This is a genomic window from Bifidobacterium dentium JCM 1195 = DSM 20436 (assembly GCF_001042595.1).
Taxonomy (GTDB): domain Bacteria; phylum Actinomycetota; class Actinomycetes; order Actinomycetales; family Bifidobacteriaceae; genus Bifidobacterium; species Bifidobacterium dentium.
This window is the reverse complement of the sequence record NZ_AP012326.1, coordinates 586,582-604,863: the sequence shown is the minus strand read 5'-3', so window position 1 is coordinate 604,863 and position 18,282 is coordinate 586,582. Positions and strand designations below refer to the sequence as shown.

The 18,282-nt window shown below is 60.3% G+C and carries 14 protein-coding genes; 7 read left to right on the top strand and 7 right to left on the bottom strand.

Features of this window, described 5'->3' with window-relative positions; genetic code table 11:
- Window positions 1-7: 7 nt before the first annotated feature.
- Window positions 8-283: a hypothetical protein gene (locus BBDE_RS02480; protein WP_003837255.1), complete on the top strand. Its 276-nt coding sequence runs from the start codon at window positions 8-10 to the stop codon at window positions 281-283.
- A 64-nt stretch (window positions 284-347) separates the two neighbouring features.
- Here BBDE_RS02480 and BBDE_RS02475 read toward each other — a convergent pair whose 3' ends face one another.
- Together BBDE_RS02475 and BBDE_RS02470 are read right to left on the bottom strand one after the other, a co-directional pair.
- Complete coding sequence (locus BBDE_RS02475) at window positions 348-1,703, bottom strand: sensor histidine kinase (RefSeq protein ID WP_003837256.1); 1,356 nt, start codon at window positions 1,701-1,703, stop codon at window positions 348-350.
- A complete protein-coding gene (locus BBDE_RS02470) occupies window positions 1,696-2,415 on the bottom strand; it encodes a LytR/AlgR family response regulator transcription factor (protein ID WP_228369766.1) in 720 nt (239 codons plus the stop codon). The genes BBDE_RS02475 and BBDE_RS02470 overlap by 8 nt, the downstream gene beginning before the upstream one ends.
- 189 nt (window positions 2,416-2,604) lie before the next feature.
- On the opposite strand from BBDE_RS02470, the gene BBDE_RS02465 reads away from it, so the two are divergent.
- The 4 genes from BBDE_RS02465 to BBDE_RS02450 all read left to right on the top strand — a co-directional run bounded on the left by BBDE_RS02465 (window position 2,605) and on the right by BBDE_RS02450 (window position 9,401).
- Window positions 2,605-3,792 carry an MFS transporter gene (locus tag BBDE_RS02465; RefSeq protein WP_003844931.1) on the top strand — a complete coding sequence of 396 codons (1,188 nt, stop codon included), beginning with the start codon at window positions 2,605-2,607 and terminating at the stop codon, window positions 3,790-3,792.
- Between the two features lie 322 nt (window positions 3,793-4,114).
- Window positions 4,115-5,932: an ABC transporter ATP-binding protein gene (locus BBDE_RS02460; RefSeq protein ID WP_003837261.1), complete on the top strand. Its 1,818-nt coding sequence runs from the start codon at window positions 4,115-4,117 to the stop codon at window positions 5,930-5,932.
- Window positions 5,925-7,670 carry an ABC transporter ATP-binding protein gene (locus BBDE_RS02455; protein ID WP_003837262.1) on the top strand — a complete coding sequence of 582 codons (1,746 nt, stop codon included), beginning with the start codon at window positions 5,925-5,927 and terminating at the stop codon, window positions 7,668-7,670. Before BBDE_RS02460 ends, BBDE_RS02455 begins: the two co-directional genes overlap by 8 nt.
- Before the next feature lie 75 nt (window positions 7,671-7,745).
- On the top strand, window positions 7,746-9,401 hold the full coding sequence (locus BBDE_RS02450; RefSeq protein WP_003837263.1) for an alpha/beta hydrolase family protein: 1,656 nt from the start codon (window positions 7,746-7,748) through the stop codon (window positions 9,399-9,401).
- An 8-nt stretch (window positions 9,402-9,409) separates the two neighbouring features.
- Here the strand turns inward: BBDE_RS02450 and BBDE_RS02445 are convergent, their stop codons facing one another.
- Both BBDE_RS02445 and BBDE_RS02440 read right to left on the bottom strand, forming a co-directional pair.
- Window positions 9,410-9,919: a hypothetical protein gene (locus BBDE_RS02445; RefSeq protein ID WP_003837264.1), complete on the bottom strand. Its 510-nt coding sequence runs from the start codon at window positions 9,917-9,919 to the stop codon at window positions 9,410-9,412.
- Window positions 9,916-11,790: a PspC domain-containing protein gene (locus BBDE_RS02440; protein WP_012901895.1), complete on the bottom strand. Its 1,875-nt coding sequence runs from the start codon at window positions 11,788-11,790 to the stop codon at window positions 9,916-9,918. Before BBDE_RS02440 ends, BBDE_RS02445 begins: the two co-directional genes overlap by 4 nt.
- Window positions 11,791-11,903: 113 nt before the next feature.
- Between BBDE_RS02440 and BBDE_RS02435 the strand changes: the two genes are divergently transcribed.
- Together BBDE_RS02435 and BBDE_RS02430 are read left to right on the top strand one after the other, a co-directional pair.
- The gene (locus BBDE_RS02435) at window positions 11,904-13,388 is read left to right on the top strand and encodes an ATP-binding protein (RefSeq protein ID WP_003837266.1); all 1,485 of its coding nucleotides are present in this window, start codon (window positions 11,904-11,906) and stop codon (window positions 13,386-13,388) included.
- Window positions 13,385-14,077: a LuxR C-terminal-related transcriptional regulator gene (locus BBDE_RS02430; protein WP_003837267.1), complete on the top strand. Its 693-nt coding sequence runs from the start codon at window positions 13,385-13,387 to the stop codon at window positions 14,075-14,077. The genes BBDE_RS02435 and BBDE_RS02430 overlap by 4 nt, the downstream gene beginning before the upstream one ends.
- A 274-nt stretch (window positions 14,078-14,351) precedes the next feature.
- Here the strand turns inward: BBDE_RS02430 and BBDE_RS02425 are convergent, their stop codons facing one another.
- From BBDE_RS02425 to BBDE_RS02415, 3 genes are all read right to left on the bottom strand, one after another.
- Window positions 14,352-15,128 carry a GntR family transcriptional regulator gene (locus tag BBDE_RS02425; protein ID WP_012901894.1) on the bottom strand — a complete coding sequence of 259 codons (777 nt, stop codon included), beginning with the start codon at window positions 15,126-15,128 and terminating at the stop codon, window positions 14,352-14,354.
- A gap of 33 nt (window positions 15,129-15,161) precedes the next feature.
- Window positions 15,162-16,526 carry an aspartate aminotransferase family protein gene (locus BBDE_RS02420; protein ID WP_012901893.1) on the bottom strand — a complete coding sequence of 455 codons (1,365 nt, stop codon included), beginning with the start codon at window positions 16,524-16,526 and terminating at the stop codon, window positions 15,162-15,164.
- A gap of 208 nt (window positions 16,527-16,734) precedes the next feature.
- Entirely contained in the window at window positions 16,735-18,228 is a 1,494-nt protein-coding gene (locus BBDE_RS02415) for an amino acid permease (RefSeq protein ID WP_003837270.1), read from the bottom strand.
- Window positions 18,229-18,282: the final 54 nt, after the last annotated feature.

Genomic DNA, 18,282 nt, shown 5'->3' with positions numbered 1-18,282 from the left:
AACCGCAATGAATGCGCAGCATAATCTCAAAGATTCCCCGATCCTCAATCTCATCTGGCTGCTGCTGATCGTGGCCAGCAGTTCCATCGGCATTCTCGCCGGCGTAGTCTATGTACTCGCCGTGGCGAACGTGCAGATTCTGAGCTGGTCGATCGGATACATTCTCACCTCCGGAACGAACGAGACGGTCATGGGGCCATGCCTTACGGCATTCATCGTCTGCCTCGTCATATTCGTGGCCTGCATGCTGAAAAACGTGATGCTCAAGGCCATCAAGCGCTGACGGAATCCTCCGACAGCCCGTAACCAACACAGGTGCGAGCCCGCTGCCCCGGGTTCGCACCTTTTCAATTCAGCGGCAACACCACCTGCAGGGTAAAGGAATCGGGAGCGATCTTCACGCTCATCGTGCCGCCATATTGTTCCGCCGTATAACGGATGCCGCGCAATCCGTAGCCATGATAGCCCTTGTCGGTTTTCTTGCTGGTGGCCGGCAGGCCGTCGACCAGCGTGATCGGTTCGTCGCAGTAGTTGCGTATGCGGATCATCAGAAAGCCGTTGTCGGGGTAGACCGACACCTGAATCACACGCTTGGCCGGATCCCGTTGCTTCATCACGCTTTCGATGGCGTTGTCGAGCGCATTGCCGAACAGCGCATACAGGTCGGCCTGATCGATGAATCCGAGTTTCGCGCCATCCACCATGCAGGTCAGGGTGATGTGCTCGGCTTCGCAGTACAGCGATTTTTCCGTCAACACCACGTCGAGCACACGATTGCCGGTCTGGATTGCGGAATCGTAGATCATCACCGACCGTTCCACTTCGCCCAACCGCCGGTCGGTCTCCGCGTCGTCCTGCATGGTGCGGAATGCCGCCAGCTGGTATTTGAGATCATGACATTTGCGGTTGATCAGGTCGATCGTCTCCTTGGAGATCTCATATTGCCGTTGCTTGCTTTGCCATAATCGTTGCACCAGATTGAGTTCCATCTGCGCATGCTGCCGTTGTTCGATGTCGTTCTGCAGGTACAGCGTAATCAGGCTCAGCAGTTCGACCATGATGCGGAATGCGGGAATCATATAGGTGTGCTCACGCGAACCGAGCAACAGGAAGATGATCTGATAGTTCGACAGCAGCAGGAACATGATGCACAGCGTCACCGCGAACAGCAGTTTGCGTTTGCCTACGACACCGCCGCGACCGCCCCTCAACTGCGGCAGCAGCCGCATCCGCACCGCGGCGAACAGCGCCACGCCAACGATCGGCGTAAGCATCCCGAGTGCGATGACGCGCATGGGATCGGGAAGCCACATGGTCGCGCAGTCCATGCATTCGAAACTCAGGGAGGCGATCACCTGCGCCCATATCGCCTCATAGATGCCCTGCGCCACGCCACTGCGCAACGGCACCACGGCGAACGCCACCAGTACGGCCAGGCAGATCGGCGCCTCCAATGCGGTGGAATTCGTGTCGAAGTCGACCAGCGTCTCCTTAGCCCAGATCACGACTGCCATAGACAACGCCAATCCGATCACGATGCCCATATACCAGACCATGCGCGAGCCGGCCGGCGGTTCTAGGCGCACGCCGTTGCGCTGCCGCATGTCGCGGGGCCCGATCGTTGGAAGCACCGCGGGGGTCAACGCCATCTCCACCGCGATGCCGCACAGCAGCAACGATGGCAGATTCAGCACGTCAATCATGGATGCCTCCCAGATATGCGCTCAGCGCCGCCATGAAATCCTTGTATTTCTGCCGGCTGATCGGCACCCGGTCGCCGCCGACCAGTACTTCCCTGCCTTCCGTGATGCCGCTGACCCACGCCAGATTGATCAGAAAACTCACGCCGCAACGGACGAATGCCGGATCGTCGATGTTCGCCTCCATGGCGTTCATCGACTCACGTATGCGCAGCACACCGCCGGTGGTATGTATGAACAGGTTGTGCCGTTGGCTTTCGATATAGGTGATGTCACTCAGGTTGACCCTGTCAATGCCTCCGCCACTTGGCAGAAGCAACGCGCGTCCGTTCTGGCGCCGGTTGCGATTGATGTAATCGATCGCCTCCTGCAGTTCCATCGAAAGCCCGTAGTAGTTGACCGGCTTCAGTATGTAGGAGCGCGCCTGCACCGTGTAGCCTTTGAGCGCATACTGCGCCATGTTGGTGACGAAGATGATGACCACGTCGCGGTCGGTTTTTCGGATTTCCCGCGCGGCCGAGATGCCATCCATGCCCGGCATTTCGATATCCATGAGCACAATGTCGTAGACCGGCCGATAGTCTTCCACGATTGCCGCGCCATCACGGAACACCGTGGTTTCGATGGGTTCGCCGTGCTCGCTCGAGAAGCGCTCCAGGCACTGCGTCACCGCCTGCGCGCATTCGTCATCGTCTTCGACCACGGCTATGTGCATCACCTGATCCATTATAGGAAAAACGCAATCCGAGGCCCCCGAATCCACAGGCGCACAAATCGTCAAATCATACGCACGACACCGGTGTCGTCGCATGCCGCACTGGTCGACGGTATTCCTAAAATGACATTTGGTTCAAACGTTGTACATACTCGCGCACGCTGTATGCCCGTACCTATAGGAGAGACCTTGAAGAGAAGCATTCTGGCCCTGGCTTCGGGCGCCTTCATTCTGGGCGCCGCCGAATTCGTGATGATGGGCATACTGCCGCAGACCGCCGCCGCTATGAATGTGAGCATTCCAGCCGCCGGACACTATATTTCCGCCTATGCGATCGGCGTATGCTTCGGCACGCTGATCCTGGTGTTCGGACGCAAGGTGCCGCCGAAGAACCTCATCATCCTGTTCATGATCATCGCACTGGTCGGCAACACGTTGAGCACGGTCGCCGTGAACTCCCCCATGCTGCTGACAGCCCGTTTCATTTCCGGACTGCCGCACGGCGCATTCTTCGGCACGGCCACGCTGATCGCCAAAACCCTGGCCGATAAGGGCAAGGAGGCGCAGTCCGTCTCGATGATGGTGACCGGTCAGACGGTAGCCAACATGTTGGGCGTACCGGCCGGCACCCTGCTCGCCGAAATGCTGTCTTGGCGTGTGGCATTCGGCCTTTTGGCCGCTTGGGCCGCGATGACCATGCTGCTGACGCTTGCCTGGGTGCCGTTCGTGCCTCCGATCAAGGATGCCGGCATCAAGGGCCAGTTCCGGTTCCTCACTCACCCGGGCCCATGGTTTGTGTTGTTGGCCGTGTTCTGCGGCAATTCCGGCATCTTCTGCTGGTGGAGCTACATCTCCCCCTGGCTACAGAAGACCGGTGGATGGTCGTCTTCCGCGGTTCCCCTGCTTATGGTGCTGGCCGGTTTCGGCATGGTGCTCGGCGGCATCGCCGGCGGACGCCTGACCGATCTGTGGAAGCCGGCCGCGACGGCGGCATTGTCGCAGTCGATTGCGGTGGTCGGTCTGCTGCTGGTCTTCCTGATTCCGGGAAACCGGATGTCCACGGCGATGCTGACGTTCGTGCTCGGCTTCGCCCTGTTCTTCAATTCCGCTCCGCAACAGTTGCTGATGGTGCAGGCCGGGCAAGGCGGTGGCGAACTCATCGCCGGCGCGGCCGTGCAAATCGCCTTCAATTTCGGCAACGCGGTCGGTTCGATCGTCGGCGGTGCCGCACTGACCGCCACGGCCATGAATTACCATTACACCGGACTTTCCGGCATGCCGATCGCCATCATCGCGGTCATGTTCCTGATAACCTACACGCGCCGCTATGAGACGGATACGCAGGCGATGGAGCGCATGCGCGAAGTCCACGTCTGACCCCGATGATGATTCCGGCAGTCGCGGGCCGGAACATCACCATTCGGAATTTTTCATGGTTTTCGATACCAAGGTATTGACTTTCTGCGCAAGCATTGCCACGATGAACATCGTCACGGTTTTTCCGTGACGACAATTTTCAGGCAGTCTTTCCAAAGGTGGAGTATGCCTGAAATCCAGCTTTGCAAGACTGCCTGAAATTGTTTCGAGATAGGCATCATGTTATATTATTATTGAGAATCATTCTCATTTTACGTTATGATGCACATCACCATCGGAACATCCCCGCGCAAGGAGATGGGCGCATAGAAAGGAACCAACCGTGGCAGATGACGTCGCCGACGAGTCCACGGCGCAAACCGGAGACAAGGCAAAGGCGGTGGAGGGCAAGGCCGCCTTGAACAGAGCCATGAAGCCCATCCAAGGCAGGTTGAATTGCGGGCGCGCGCTGGCCGCGATCTCAGGTCTGCTGAGCGTAGCGCCCTACGCGGCGCTGGTAAGTATCGGAGACGTGCTGCTGCGCGCTTGGCAACAGCATACGCAGCCGGATGCGAACACCGTATGGCGGTATGTGTTCATCCTGGTCGGCGCATACATGTTGCGCAGCTTCCTCTATTTCGCGGCATTGTCCATCACGCATTTCGCCGACTGCACGCTGGGTGCCGGCATTCGCCGAGCCATGGCGGATTCCCTTGGAAGGGCACCGCTTTCCACATTCAACGCATCGACATCCGGCATGATCCGCAAATCAATTCACGACGACGTGGAGACACTGCATGCACTGGTCGCGCACTGGCCGGTGGAAGGCACCGCGGCCACGGTGACGCCGCTTGCATTGTTCGCCTACATCGTAGTGCTGGACTGGCGTCTGGCCCTGCTCTCCATCGCCACGCTGCCCCTATACTTTGGCATTCAGATGTTCAGCATGGCCGGCATGAGCGAGAAGACCGCGCTGATGGACACGAAGATCAGCAACGTGTCGAGTACGATGGTCGAATTCGCCAGTGGCATCGCCGTGGTAAAGGCATTCGGCCGCAGCGGCCATTCACTGCGGCAATACGAGCGCGCCGCCGACGACTTCATCAAACAGTACAACGATTGGTGCGGGCCGCTCGTTCGTTGGTGTGCGATCGCCGAGGCATTCATCGCCCCCGCCCTGCTTACCGCGATCAATCTCGCCGTCGGCATGCTGCTGGTACAGGCCGGCTATGTGACCGCGCCGCAAGTGTTGGCCGCCACGCTGACCGCCATGATGCTGCCATCCACCATCACCACGATCGGCAATATGCAGTGGAGCTATCAACTCGCCGGCGCTGCGGCATTGCGCATCGAACGGAATCTGCGCGTAACGCCGCTCGCCGAGACGACGCAACCGAAACATCCGAACGGCTACGACGTGGCCATCGACCATGTGACCTACGCCTACGGCCCCACCACGGCGCTTGACAACGTCAGTCTGAATGTCGCCGCAGGCACGATGACCGCACTCATCGGACCATCCGGATCCGGCAAATCCACGCTTGCCACGCTGATTGCCCGTTTTGACGATCCCGCCGAAGGATCGATCAGCATCGGCGGCGTCGATCTTCGCGACATCACCTCCGAGGAACTGTATCGCACCGTCGGTTTCGTACTCCAGGATCCGCAGCTAATCCGCGCATCGATTCGCGACAACATCGCATTGGGGCGTCCTGACGCAACGCTGGAACAAATCCGCACCGCAGCCAAGGCCGCATTCATCGACGACGAAATCATGGCGCTCGAACACGGCTACGACACGGTGATCGATGGTCGGGTCGGCCTGTCCGGCGGACAGGAGCAACGTATCGCCATCGCCCGTGCGCTGCTGAAGGACACGCCGATCCTGATTCTCGACGAGGCCACGGCCAGCGTCGATCCGGAATCGGAAGCGCAGATTCAGCAGGCGTTGAACGCATTGGTCGCGGGCCGGACCGTAATCGTCATCGCACATAAGCCATCCGCCGTGGTGGGCGCCGATCAGATGGTCGTCATGGATCGCGGCGAAATCGTCGCCTGCGGCACACACGAGCAACTTGCCGACGAAACGCACGTACGCGCGTTGGATGCCGTCGCACGACACAATCGAATCGCAGCACAGGAAGGCGCATACCATGCGTAAGACCAGCACTTTGCAATGTCTGAGAGAGGCCTTGGCCGGTCATGTCGGCGGATTCGACAAAGCGATGCTGTTGTCCGTCATGTCCGGTGTGGTCACCGGTCTGACGTTCGCCGCGATCATTCCCGCCGCGCAGACGCTGGGCGGCGCATCCACCGTGATGGGACTGGGTTTCTGGCAGTGGGTGGCCGTACTGGCCATACTCGCAGTGCTGTCCGGCGTCATCGACTACTTCAAATCCGTCATCTCCTACAATTCCGCGCTTGACTTCCTCGCCATCGCACTGCATGGCATCGGCGACAAAATCGCATCATTGCCGCTTGGCTGGTTCGCCAAAGGCACCGCCGGCCGACTCTCCCGCTTCGCGACACACGATCTGATGTCCATCGGCCAATCATTCGCGCATCTGATCTCGCCGATGGTAACCGGCGCCGCAAGCACCGTTACCCTGTGCGTGGCCATGCTGCTGTGGGATTGGCGCATCGGACTGACGCTGATCATTCCGCTGCCGCTCCTGTGGGGCGCCGGCAAACTGTCTTCGATGATGCTCCATCGCGGGGATGACGCCATGCTTGCCCTGGATTTCGAAGCTTCAAGCAGACTCGTGGAATTCGCGACCTGCCAAGGCGCGCTCCGTTCATGCGGAGCAAGCCATCCATACCAGCCGTTGACGGATGCGTTGGATGCCCGCACCGCGGGTCAACGCAGATCGCTGCGCTGGGGCGTCGCCGCGAATCTGCTCAACGGCATGGCCAGCCAGTTGCTGCCGGTCTCGATGATCATGGCATGCGCGGCATTGACGTTGCAGGGCGCGCTTTCCCCGCTCGTCGGCATCGCCTGCATGGGTGTTTCGCTACGGTTCTCCAACACCGTCAACGACATGTTCGCCATGCTGCTCGGCATTGAGGAATCACGCAAGTCTTTGGACTACTACCTGTCCGTCATGCGTGAGCGACCGTTGCCCGAACCTGCCGACCCCAAGCCGGTGACGAGACCGGGCGCGGTCGAGTTCGATCGTGTTCGCTTCGGCTACACCGCTTCCGCACCGGTGCTGCACGATGTGTCGTGGACCGCACGGCCCGGTTCCATGCTTGCCGTCGTCGGCCCGTCCGGCTCCGGCAAGACGACCATGGCGAAGCTGATCGCCCGTTTCTATGACGTGGACGCCGGCACGGTGCGCGTGGGCGGACTCGACGTGCGCGATCAACGTGCGTCGGATGTCGTGGCGCAGCTGTCGATGGTGTTCCAGGACGTGTACCTGTTCCATGGCACGCTGATTGACAATATCCGCCTTGGCAGGCCGGAAGCGTCGGATGATGAGGTCATGCGCGCGGCCGAGTTGGCGGGCGTCAGCGAAATCGCGCAACGCCTGCCCGACGGCTGGCAGACGAACGTCGGCGAAGGCGGCAAATCCTTGTCCGGCGGCGAGCGCCAACGCGTATCCATTGCGCGCGCCGTGCTCAAGCAGGCGCCGATCGTACTGTTCGACGAGGCGACCAGTGCGTTGGACGTGGAAAACGAGGCTCATATCAACGAGTGCATGGCGCAGTTGCGTGCCACGTCGACGGTGATCGTCATCGCGCACAAGCTGGAGACGATCCGCAATGCGGACACGATCATCGTCATGGGACGCGACGGCGGCATGCTGCAGCGTGGCACCCACGACCAGCTGATTGCGGAGCCCGGCATGTATCGCGAATTCTACGAGGCTCGCTGCCGGGCCGAGAGCTGGTCGTTGTAGGGCGGGCCCATCCGCCCCGGCACCGAGGGTTTCCTCATCAAGAAATATGACCTAAAGTGACCTAACGTGCATGCTTTGTTGAAAAGGATCGGCGTTACCGTGGCGGCCACCGCGATGGCATCCGTCGTACTGTTCGTACTGTTGGGCGCTCTGGGCAGGGATATGACCCCGCAATGGCGGGTCGGGCCGTTCACCGACCACATCGCGGTCGAATCCGCCGATACCGCGATTCGCGCGACTGACCTGCAAACCCCGCAGGAAGGCACCTATCAGACCAAGGAAACGCACATCACGGTGCCGCTTGCAGCCAACGTGACGGTAAACGCCATCGTCCGCGAACCGATCGGCGCTCCCGACGGCCATCCGGCATGCCTGCTCATGCATGGTTCCGGCACCGGCAAATCCGCCGAGGCATATGGCGATATCGCCAACGCCATGGCTTCCGCCGGCATCACCACCCTGGTGCCCGACAAACGTCTTGACAACTATTCGGCGTTGCATCGCGACTATGTGTCCAGTGCGCACGACTATGCACGATCATTGGAGACGCTCAGGCAATGGCCTGGCGTCGATCCGGCGAAAACCGGACTGTATGCGGAGTCGGAAGGCACATGGATCGCCACCGTGCTCACCCAGGAACATCAGGACATCGCATTCGCGATTCTCACCTCTTCCCCGGTGGTATCGGGTCGGCAGCAGATGACGCTCGCCGCCACCAGCTATCTGACCACCGTGGGCGCACCGGATGCCGTCAAGGGGATCATTCCAAGACTCACCAGTCTGAGCCTCAAATCCATCGGCCTGGAATACGCGGATTTCGATGCCGCTCAATACCGCACGTCGCTGACCATGCCACTGCTCATCAACTATGGCGTGCGAGACAGTGCCATGCCAATCGAGCAAGGTGCGAGATTGCTCATGCAGGCTGCGAACGAAGCCGGCAACGATAACGTGACGCTGCGTTATTTCGATGCGAATCATCAGATGCGCACCGGTTCGAACGCAACCGTGCCGGGGCTGCCGTTGGAGGAGCATTACACGCATGATCTGGAGGATTGGATCAACGCCGTCGCAGCCGGCACGACGGCCGACGGCTGGGCCACGCCGATGATCGCCGGCGCGCAGCCCAATCAGCGGATTGCCGCACCGCTCAGCACCAAGCCCGCACTGATCAAGACATTGGACGTGCTCGTCGGCGGCATCGCATCATGCCTGTTGCTCGCGTTGGCTGCGATTGTCGGTGCGCTGATACTGCTGATCGTCGGCATGTCCCGCAGCCCGCAGGATTCCCGTCGTTTCGCCGGTCCGCTGCGCATGGCGTTGGCCGTCAACACCATACTCGCCGCTGGCATGACCGGCATATTCCTCGCCTACCTGTTTGCCGTGGTGCGGGATGCCATCACGCTCACCAATGATTCGACGTTGCTTGCCAGATACTGGCAGTACATAGTGATCGGCGCCATCGTAAGTCTGATTGCCTTCGCGTGGCTGCTGGTCGAATGCGTGTTCGCGGTTCGTGCGCGCCGCCGTCAGGAATCGGCTTGGCCGTTGCACGCGCATCTCGTGGATACGCATGAGGATACGCATGATGGCCACCGCAATATGGCGGGAATCCGAAACGATCATGGAAAAGCGGGTGTCGGATTCGGCCATGTCGCGGTGGCCACGTGTGTGATGCTGTCGGCCGCGCTGTCGTTGGCGCTGCTGGCATTCTGGGGATTATTCGGCTGACTGCCGCATCATGCTCGACTGTCGTGAGGGTCGGCCGCGCCATCGGCGGACTCGGAGGCCTTGCGTTCGGCCTTGGCTTCCTGCACCAGTTTGACGATCGCCCATGCGAACGCGACGGCGATCAGTATCAGGCCCAGCCCGCCGATGGTGCCGACGACGAACAGTTGCGGATCGACTCCCCATAGATTCATCGGGGATTGCAAGCCCCATATCACCGTCACCACACCGATCAGCGCGATGCACACGCCCAGGGCGATGGTCGCGCCTGACGGACCTGAGGGGCGAATCACCAGATCGCCGTTCGATTTGGTGATGCTCACCGGCATTGCGGTCTGTCCCATGGGATGGCCGGCAGGTTCCATCGGCTGTTCGAACGTCGGCACGGTCGCCGCCGAATCCGGCGTGTCTTCCATGGTCGGCATCGTGGTCGTCTGCGCGTCGGTCGGCAATACCGTAGTCGGCTCATCTTCCGGTGCCGTGTCGTTCACCGGCATTACACGGGTATCATCGTCGGTCATTTCGTCTCTTTTCCATTGAAGGTCGGCAGCGTGTTCTGCGAAGCGTACTGTACGGTGACGCTGCCGCCGATGGTCACATGCGGGTTGATTGTCAGATCCGGTTTCGGGGCTTTGCTTTCCCCGGCCAGGCATGGCCAGTACCAATGCTGGGCGTAGACCTTGTTCAGGGCTTTGTCGGTATCGGCGTCCTTGAATGGGGAGTCGAACCGTTGACCGCTCGTGGCATCGGCGGAATCATCCGAATCGTCCGAATCCGTGGAATCGTCCGGATGCATGAACCGGCAACCTGTGTCGCGGTCCGTCGTATCAAAGGCCCGCTGCCCCGCCATGGCGTCGGACCGATAGTCCGAACCGAACGAGAGCGTACCGTCGATGGCGCCGCCGGCATCCATCATGTTGATTTCGGACGGTCCTCCGATGTGATCCAGAACGGAGTACTCGTCGTAATCCTCGTCCTCGTACCCGCCGAGGGTCCACCAGCATCCATCGGGAATGGTCACCACCACTTGGGCACTCGATACGGTCATATTGATCGTTCCCGTCGGGCAGGTGCTGTCGCCCATGGTGCCGTCGTTGAGCCTGACCTTGTGCGAGCCATTGTTCTTGCCATACTGGCTCAGGTCGATGTGCAGTATGTCGCTGTCATAGTCGTTGCCGACGACGGCGATGCCGTTGCCGTATCGCTTCATCTGCGCGGCGGACGAGCCCATCACCTTGGTACCTGCAAGCGCGACGGTCTGGTAGGTGTCGTTCTGCTTGAACCTGTACCAGCAGATGGAATAGGTTCCGGTGCATATCACCATGATGACGGCCATGGTCGCGGCGAGCCACGTCAGCGGATGCAGGCCGCCGGCACGTCGGCCCATGCTTCCAAGGATGATGATGATCACGCCCATCAGCAGGCAGAATCCACCGGCAACCAGCGTCGTCACCTGCAGCTTGTCCGCAATGATGTTCTGACTGGTCTTGGAACCGTCGAACGTGTCATACCAGTACAGTCCGGCGACCGCGAGCAGTGCGAGACCGAAGGTCATAAGCACCAGGAAGGGCCCGGCCGGCTTCCTGCGCCCGTATCGCGGCTGCGGTTCGATCGGGGCGGCTGGCGCGGTGAAAGTCGGCGGCACGTTGGCCGTGGCGAACGCGGCCGGCCCGTTCATCGGCTGCTGCGACACATGGGCTTGCGGCGGGACGTCACCCGTACCGCCCGCAGGCCCCTGCCGATAGACGGAATCGTACGGCGGGACTCCCTGCTGTTGCGGCATGCCACGTTGATACCACGGCGAAACCGGCTTCGGTCCGTCCATTGTCGCCACGAACGGTGGGGCCTGCGGTGGCATCGGCCCGGCGGCACCCTGCGCGCCGAGAACGTAAGAATTGTGCGGTACCGGACCATACTGCGCCTGCTGCTGCCAAGCCGGCACATAGGTCTGCCGATTTACTATCAGCCACAATATGAGTGCCGCCACCGCAAAGGCCACCCAGCCCGCCCCGGGCAGGCAGATGGCGATCGCCATGCACACGAACACGCCGATACAGCTCCAATCCCAGTGGCCTGCGATCAGTTCCTCACACAGGATACGGTCGTCGGTCTCGTCCGGCAGCAGGAACCAGGCCATGCCGTAGAAGGCGGCGCCGCATCCGAAGAACAGCGAGGTGAGAATCACCAGCGCACGCACCAACGCCACATTCCAACCAAGACGACGGGCAAGCCCATCGCAGACACCGCCGACCCAACGGTCGCGCCCTCGCTTCAGCTGACTTTTTCGAATCCATGCGAAGAACCGGTTGGACGAGGAGGGTTGCGGCTGGCCTGCAGGCCGCTGCGGCGCGTTCCACTGGTTGCTTCGCGGATCATGGTGTACATTGCTCATGGTTCCATTACACCAACCCGCGACTGCCATACTTATCGGGGAACACCCTGAATCTGCCCTGAACACGAGATAAAAGCCCCGATTCGGCATCCCCCACACGGCACAATGGAACCATGAAGTCCTATGGAGCACCGCGATATACGCAATACGAGTATGACTACGCCAGTTCGGTGTATGCCCGCTACTGCCTAGCCAATCGCGATCCGCACGAGTCCGCGCCGATCAGACCCGCCCGCCTGCCATTGATGCGCCCGCAGTATGGACGCTGGTTCGCGGGCGTCTGCAAAGGCATCAGCATGCATCTCGGCGTGTCGGTCGGGCTGATTCGTCTGATCGCCATCGCCTCGACGTTTGCGTTCGGTTCAGGCGTCATCGCCTACGTCTTCCTATGGCTGACCGTTCCATTGGGCGACCCCGTGCAGCAGGCATACTGGCTGGCCGAACAGCAGCCAATCAGCCGGTCACCCCTCTCCCATGGCAACGCGCCATACGCAGGCATCGCGCGGCATACGACGCGCGCAATGACGGACGAATCGCAATTCGACGGCATGCAAACCGACGATGTCGACGATGTCGAGCACACGCGATCCTCCGGGGAAAGCCTGGAACATCTGCTGAAAAACGCACCGAAACCCGCGTTGATCGCATTGACCGGCCTGATGCTGCTCGCCATCAGTTGCGCAATGCTGCTCAGCGGCATCGACCGTATGCTCATTCTTCCGCTACTGTTCGGAGCCATCGGCATCGGCGTATCCTGGCTGCGCTACAACGCGGAAGAAGGTCAATTGTGGACGATGCTTGGCGGCATCGCACTGATTTTCATCGGCTATGTGGTCTATATCTTCGGCCAGGTGCGCTACCTGCCCGGTTCAAGCCATCCGACATGGACATTCATCATCGCGGGTCTGGCACTGCTGGTCGGCGGGATGCTGGCGATCGTACCATGGATCGTCGCGCTGATTCGCGACCTCGGCACCGAACGCGCGTTGAAGGAACGTGAGGAGGAACGCGCCGACATGACGGCTCATCTGCATGATGGCGTATTGCAGACGTTGGCGTTGATCCAACTGCATGCCGACGACCAGCAGACCGTCTTCTCGTTGGCCCGTTCGCAGGAGCGTGAGCTGCGTGAATGGCTGTATCAGGAACGCACTACGTCAGATCGTTCCGTCAACGCCGGCTTGAAGGAGATCGCGGCGCAAGTGGAGGATACGCATGGCAAGCCGATCGAGGTGGTGACGGTAGGCGACGCACAGCCGAGCGCGCAGACCGACGCGCTGCTCGACGCCACGCAGCAGGCGCTCATCAACGCCGTGACCCACGGCGGAGAACCGATTTCCGTGTATTGCGAAGCGGGTGATGACATGGTCGAAGTGTTCGTACGTGACCACGGCGAAGGCTTTGACATCGCTACGATTCCCGCGAATCGTCTGGGCATCCGCGAGTCGATCATCGGACGTATCAAACGACGTGGCGGTACAGTGGAGATTGTGTCGCGACCGAAATGGGGCACGGAGGTACGCATGCATATGCCGATCGTCGCCAGGCAATCCAAAGCCGGTGAACCCGACGCAAGCCAAATCAAGGAGCAGCAATGAACGAGCAGCAGGAGCAGCCGATCCGCATCGCCGTGGTCGACGATCATGAGATGTTCCGCGCGGGCGTGATCGCCACATTACAACCGCACTTCAACATCGTCGGGCAGGCGCCGGATGTCGAGGGGTCAGTGGCGATGATCGCACAGACCAAGCCGGATGTGGTACTGCTTGACGTGCACGTGCCGGGCGGCGAAGGCGGTGGCGGCGCGGAAATTCTCACCCGGTCACGGGCCTACTCCCCCAATACCGTGTTTCTGGCGCTGTCGGTATCGGATTCGCCGCAGGACGTCGGTTCCGTAATCCGCGCAGGAGCGCAAGGTTACGTGACCAAGACGATTTCCGGCGACGACTTGATCTCATCCATCAAACAGGTGCACGAAGGGTATGCCGTGTTTTCGCCTAAGCTGGCGGGATTCGTGCTTTCCGCCTTTCAGAGTGCGCCTTCCGGCGGCATGGCGGCCGGTGGTGCGAACGGCCCGATTCACGACGATGAGCTGGACCGTCTGTCAAATCGCGAACAGGAGGTCATGCGCCTGATCGCACGCGGCTACACCTACAAGGAAGTGGCGGCCGAGCTGTTCATCTCCATCAAAACCGTGGAGACGCATGTCAGCTCCGTGCTGCGCAAGCTGCAGCTGTCGAATCGTACCGAGCTCACCCGTTGGGCCGCCGATCGTCGCATCGTCTGATCCGATCGTCCCGTTTCCGACGCCCTGCCTGATTCCCGCCTGATTCCCGCCGGTAAGTGGTCCATTCCCCCAAAAACCACCTGATTCCCACAGAAACCGGTCGAAATCCATCACTGAACATCATAGATAAGACAGTTTTTACGGGAATGGACCACTTACCGGTGCAGATACGGCAGTATTCGTTGTGAATCGATCATTTCCGTTGGAATCAGCTGATTTTAACCGGAATCAGTTGGATTGCATCGAACCCAGCCGGGCAATCAACCCATTTCAGTCATTTTGCCGACCCATGCGTGGCGGAAAGCCGCACGTAACCGGAATGATGCATGGTGAAGCGCATACGATCCGCGACGTATACGTCGATGGCCCGCTCGAACGGCGTTCCTTCGGCGGTGAACGCGATTCTATGGATGCGCATCAGCGGCGTCTCCGGCTCGATTTCGAGCAACTCGTTCTCCTGAGCGTCGCCGACCACCGATTCCAGCGTCTCGTCCACGCTATACGGGCGAACGTCGTAGTCACGCTCGAACATCGTGTAGAACGGCGTGGTCAGATCGCGCGTCAGGAACATCGGAAACAGATATGCGGGCAGGTGCGAACGTTCCAAAGACAGCGGCTGGTCTTCGATATAGCGCAGACGGGTGATGTCGTAGACCATCGGATGCTCGCCGGGCAGTTTCAGCAACCGTATGTCGGAAGGCGAAGCCGGGGCGATCACAGCCTGCAACACCTTCGACGAGACCCGCATGCCTTGCCGTCTTGCAATGGTCGGCAACGATTCAACGGTATTGATGTTACGTTCCAGCCGACCGTCGGACACGACGATGCCACCTGCACGGCCGATCTTGCGGATGACCTCATGGGAGGCTTCCAATACCGCCAGAGCCATACGCAGGTCGGAACGGCTGATGCCGAGTGATTGTGCGAGCGCCCGTTCCGAACCGAGTCTCTCCCCCGGCTGCAGTTCCCGGTCACGGATAAGGGCACGGATACGGTAGACCAGCTCACTCGTCGCCAGCCTTCCTTGGCCTGCGTCGATGCGATCTTCCATATCCGTGCCCTCCCTGCTGCATTTCCTTTCGTTTTACAGTTTCAATGTTTCGAGTGTCTTGGTGAATCCATCCATGAACCAGTCCACGTCGGATTCGCTGAACACCAGTGGCGGACGCAGCTTGAGAATATTGCCATATCGGCCGCACACCGATGTGAGGATGTGATTGTCACGTAGGGTTTCAAGAATATCGAGCGCCGCTTTCTGATCTGGCTCCTTGGTACCCGGCTTGACGATTTCGCAGCCGATGTACAGACCGGCGCCGCGCACGTCGCCGATGCACGGATGAGACGGCATGAGCGAGGCGACGGCATCCTTGAATACCTTGCCCACCTTCTTGGCATTGCCCATGGTGTCTTCGTCACGCATCACGTCAAGCACGGCCTGGGCCGCGGCCATGCATACCGGATTGCCACCGAAGGTGTTGAAATACGGGATGGACCCGGCGAATGGTTCGAGCACTTCGTGCCGGGCCGCCATCAGCGAGGTCGGTAGACCGTTGGCCATCGGCTTGCCGGAGGTGACCAGATCCGGCACGATGCCCTGGCGCCCGAAGCCCCAGAAGGCGTCGCCGGTACGGGTGAAGCCGGGCTGCACCTCGTCGGCAATCCACACGCCGCCAAGCTCGTGCACGGTATCGATGACCGGCTTCAGGTAACCGACCGGATCCGGATACACACCGTCGGACGAGAAGATGGAGTCCGCGAGCAGTGCCGCGAACTTGATGCCATGACGTTCCATATCGGCCACGGCCTTGCGTACCTCACCCGCCATCCAGTTGCCGAATTCCTCGGCGGTGCATTCGGAGGCCGCTTTCCCGTCGATTTCGAGACGGTAGGTGTCGGGGGTGGGAATCATGCGCATTGTGAGGCCCAAGGTCTGTGCGGTACCGAGTGCCGGTGACAGCTTGGAAGTCAGGGCGGAGTTGCCATGGTAGGCCTCGTGCGTCACGATCACGCCTTCGCCGCCGGTGTAGGTCTGGGCCACTCGTATGGCCAGATCGTTGGCTTCGGAGCCGGTGCACTGGAACATGATGCGGTCAAGCTCGTCGGGCATGGTGGAAAGGATATCTTCCGCATAATGCAGGATGTTCTCGTGCAGGTAGCGGGTGTGGGTGTTGAGCATTGAGGCTTGCTTGGACAGCGCCTCGACCACGCGCGGATGGCAGTGGCCCACGGATGCCACATTGTTGTACACGTCGAGGTATTCCTCGCCGTCGGCATCCCACAGATGAGACCCGACGCCTTTCACCAGATGCACCGGATTGCGATAGAACAGGCGGTAAGCCGGTCCGAGTACGTCGCGTTCCTCAGTGAGCTTGCGCGTTGCCGGATCGAGTGCGTCCGCCATCTCCGGACGGAAGCTGTTGGTGTCCATGATGGTTGATCGAGTGGCCATGATTCCTTCTTTCGTTGGCTCTCCTTGGCATTACCCAAACGGTAACGCAGCTTTGTTGAGGGACTGATACAGTACGGAAACAAACCATTTCCGCCATTTTTTGCGTATTTGGTTGACCTTTTGCCGAGATTCGACTCCATGGAAAACGGCATGCCCGCATTGATGAATTCCACGCGATGCATGCCGTTATCCGATGAGGTGTTGCCGTTCAGTCCTCGGTCTTGTATTCGGCTTTGCCTCCGGATGCCGCGAACTCCTCTTCCGGGGAGAGCACCAGATGCTTGCGGCCGTAGACCGCGAAGAAGATGGTGGCGAGAATGTAGATGGCCACCATGGTGTAGACGGCTAGGCGGTAGTCAGGGTTGAGCAACACCGCCACGAAGATGCAGAAGGCCAGCAGTCCCGCGATCACCGCGCCCGGTACGCCGAAGCGGCTGGTGAACGGCCTCTTGATGTCGGGCATGTTCCTCTTGAGCAACACGTAGGAGACCATCTGCAGCAGGTAAGCCAGCACGGCACCCCATACGGCGATGTTAAGTACCACCGAACCTGCGCCGGAACCGCCGTAGGCGATGATGAACAGCGCGGCAAAGCCGATGATGGCGCCGACGATCAGGCCCCAATACGGCGTTTTCTTCTTGCCGGTCAGCGACAGGAACGCCGGATAGTAGCCTGCGCGGGACAGCGAATACAGGTTGCGTCCGTAAGCGAACATGATGCCCTGGATGGAAGCGAGCAAGCCGATGAGCGCGAAGGCGGAGAGCACCGCGGCAAGATTGCCGGGCAGAATCGCACGATACCCGTCAAGTAGAGGCTCATCGGAACCGGCGAGCGCCTCGGATCCGACCACGGCCGGGTTGAGGAACACGATGATCAGTGCGGACAGACCTAGGGTGAAGATGCACAGGCGGGAGGACTTCGGAATGTTCTTTTCCGGTTCGCGCACCTCTTCGGCGGCCAGCGGGAGCTGTTCGATGCCGAGGAACAGCCACATGGCGAACGGCATGGCGTAGAAGATGGCGCCCGGTCCGAACGGCAGGAATGCGGAGTTGCCGTCCGTCGGCGTGATGTTGAGCAGTGTGGAGAAGTCGGCCTTGCCCGTTACGAACGCGCCGATGCCGAACAGCGCTACGATGGCGAGCGCCGCAATCGACACGACTTCGGCGAAGCGGAATGAGGTTTCGGCGCCGAGCCAGTTGACTACCACGAAGATGACATACAGGCCGAGCCACCAGATCCAGCGCAAACCGTGGTCGTCAAGCGAGTAGCCGGTCAGGTCGGACAGGATCGCGTCGGCGTATGCCGAAGAGAAGTAGACGATGGTGGCGGCGGTCATCACGTATTCCACGGTTTCCGCAAGCCCGGTGAAGAAGCCGCCCCATGGCCCCATGGCCGCTCGGGCGAACGAGTATGCGCCGCCGGTGTGTGGCATGGCGGAGGCCATTTCACTGATGGAATTGAGCATGAGTACGTACATGAGGTACACCACGAGGGCGGCCACGAGCATGCCACCCCAGCCGGCCTGCGCTATGCCGCCGTTCCATCCGGAGAAGTCGCCGGAAACGACTGCCGCGATGCCGATGGCCCATAGGCCGAATGCTCCCGCGGTCCGCTTGAGTTGACGTTTTTTGAAATAGTCCTTGTCGGTTTCCACATAGGTCACGCTGCCTATGGAGCTTCCCGAAACGGTTGATGCCGTCATTGCAATCGCCTTCCTCTCTTACTGTTCGGCGAGTTATGCCATTGATTTCCTCGT

Bases quoted from the DNA above. Each gene is read 5' to 3' on its own strand.
- BBDE_RS02480 (WP_003837255.1), top strand. From the start codon at position 8: ATGAATGCGCAGCATAATCTCAAAGATTCCCCGATCCTCAATCTCATC.
- BBDE_RS02475 (WP_003837256.1), bottom strand. From the start codon at position 1,703: ATGATTGACGTGCTGAATCTGCCATCGTTGCTGCTGTGCGGCATCGCG.
- BBDE_RS02470 (WP_228369766.1), bottom strand. From the start codon at position 2,415: ATGCACATAGCCGTGGTCGAAGACGATGACGAATGCGCGCAGGCGGTG.
- BBDE_RS02455 (WP_003837262.1), top strand. From the start codon at position 5,925: ATGCGTAAGACCAGCACTTTGCAATGTCTGAGAGAGGCCTTGGCCGGT.
- BBDE_RS02445 (WP_003837264.1), bottom strand. From the start codon at position 9,919: ATGACCGACGATGATACCCGTGTAATGCCGGTGAACGACACGGCACCG.
- BBDE_RS02440 (WP_012901895.1), bottom strand. From the start codon at position 11,790: ATGAGCAATGTACACCATGATCCGCGAAGCAACCAGTGGAACGCGCCG.
- BBDE_RS02435 (WP_003837266.1), top strand. From the start codon at position 11,904: ATGAAGTCCTATGGAGCACCGCGATATACGCAATACGAGTATGACTAC.
- BBDE_RS02430 (WP_003837267.1), top strand. From the start codon at position 13,385: ATGAACGAGCAGCAGGAGCAGCCGATCCGCATCGCCGTGGTCGACGAT.
- BBDE_RS02425 (WP_012901894.1), bottom strand. From the start codon at position 15,128: ATGGAAGATCGCATCGACGCAGGCCAAGGAAGGCTGGCGACGAGTGAG.
- BBDE_RS02420 (WP_012901893.1), bottom strand. From the start codon at position 16,526: ATGGCCACTCGATCAACCATCATGGACACCAACAGCTTCCGTCCGGAG.
- BBDE_RS02415 (WP_003837270.1), bottom strand. From the start codon at position 18,228: ATGACGGCATCAACCGTTTCGGGAAGCTCCATAGGCAGCGTGACCTAT.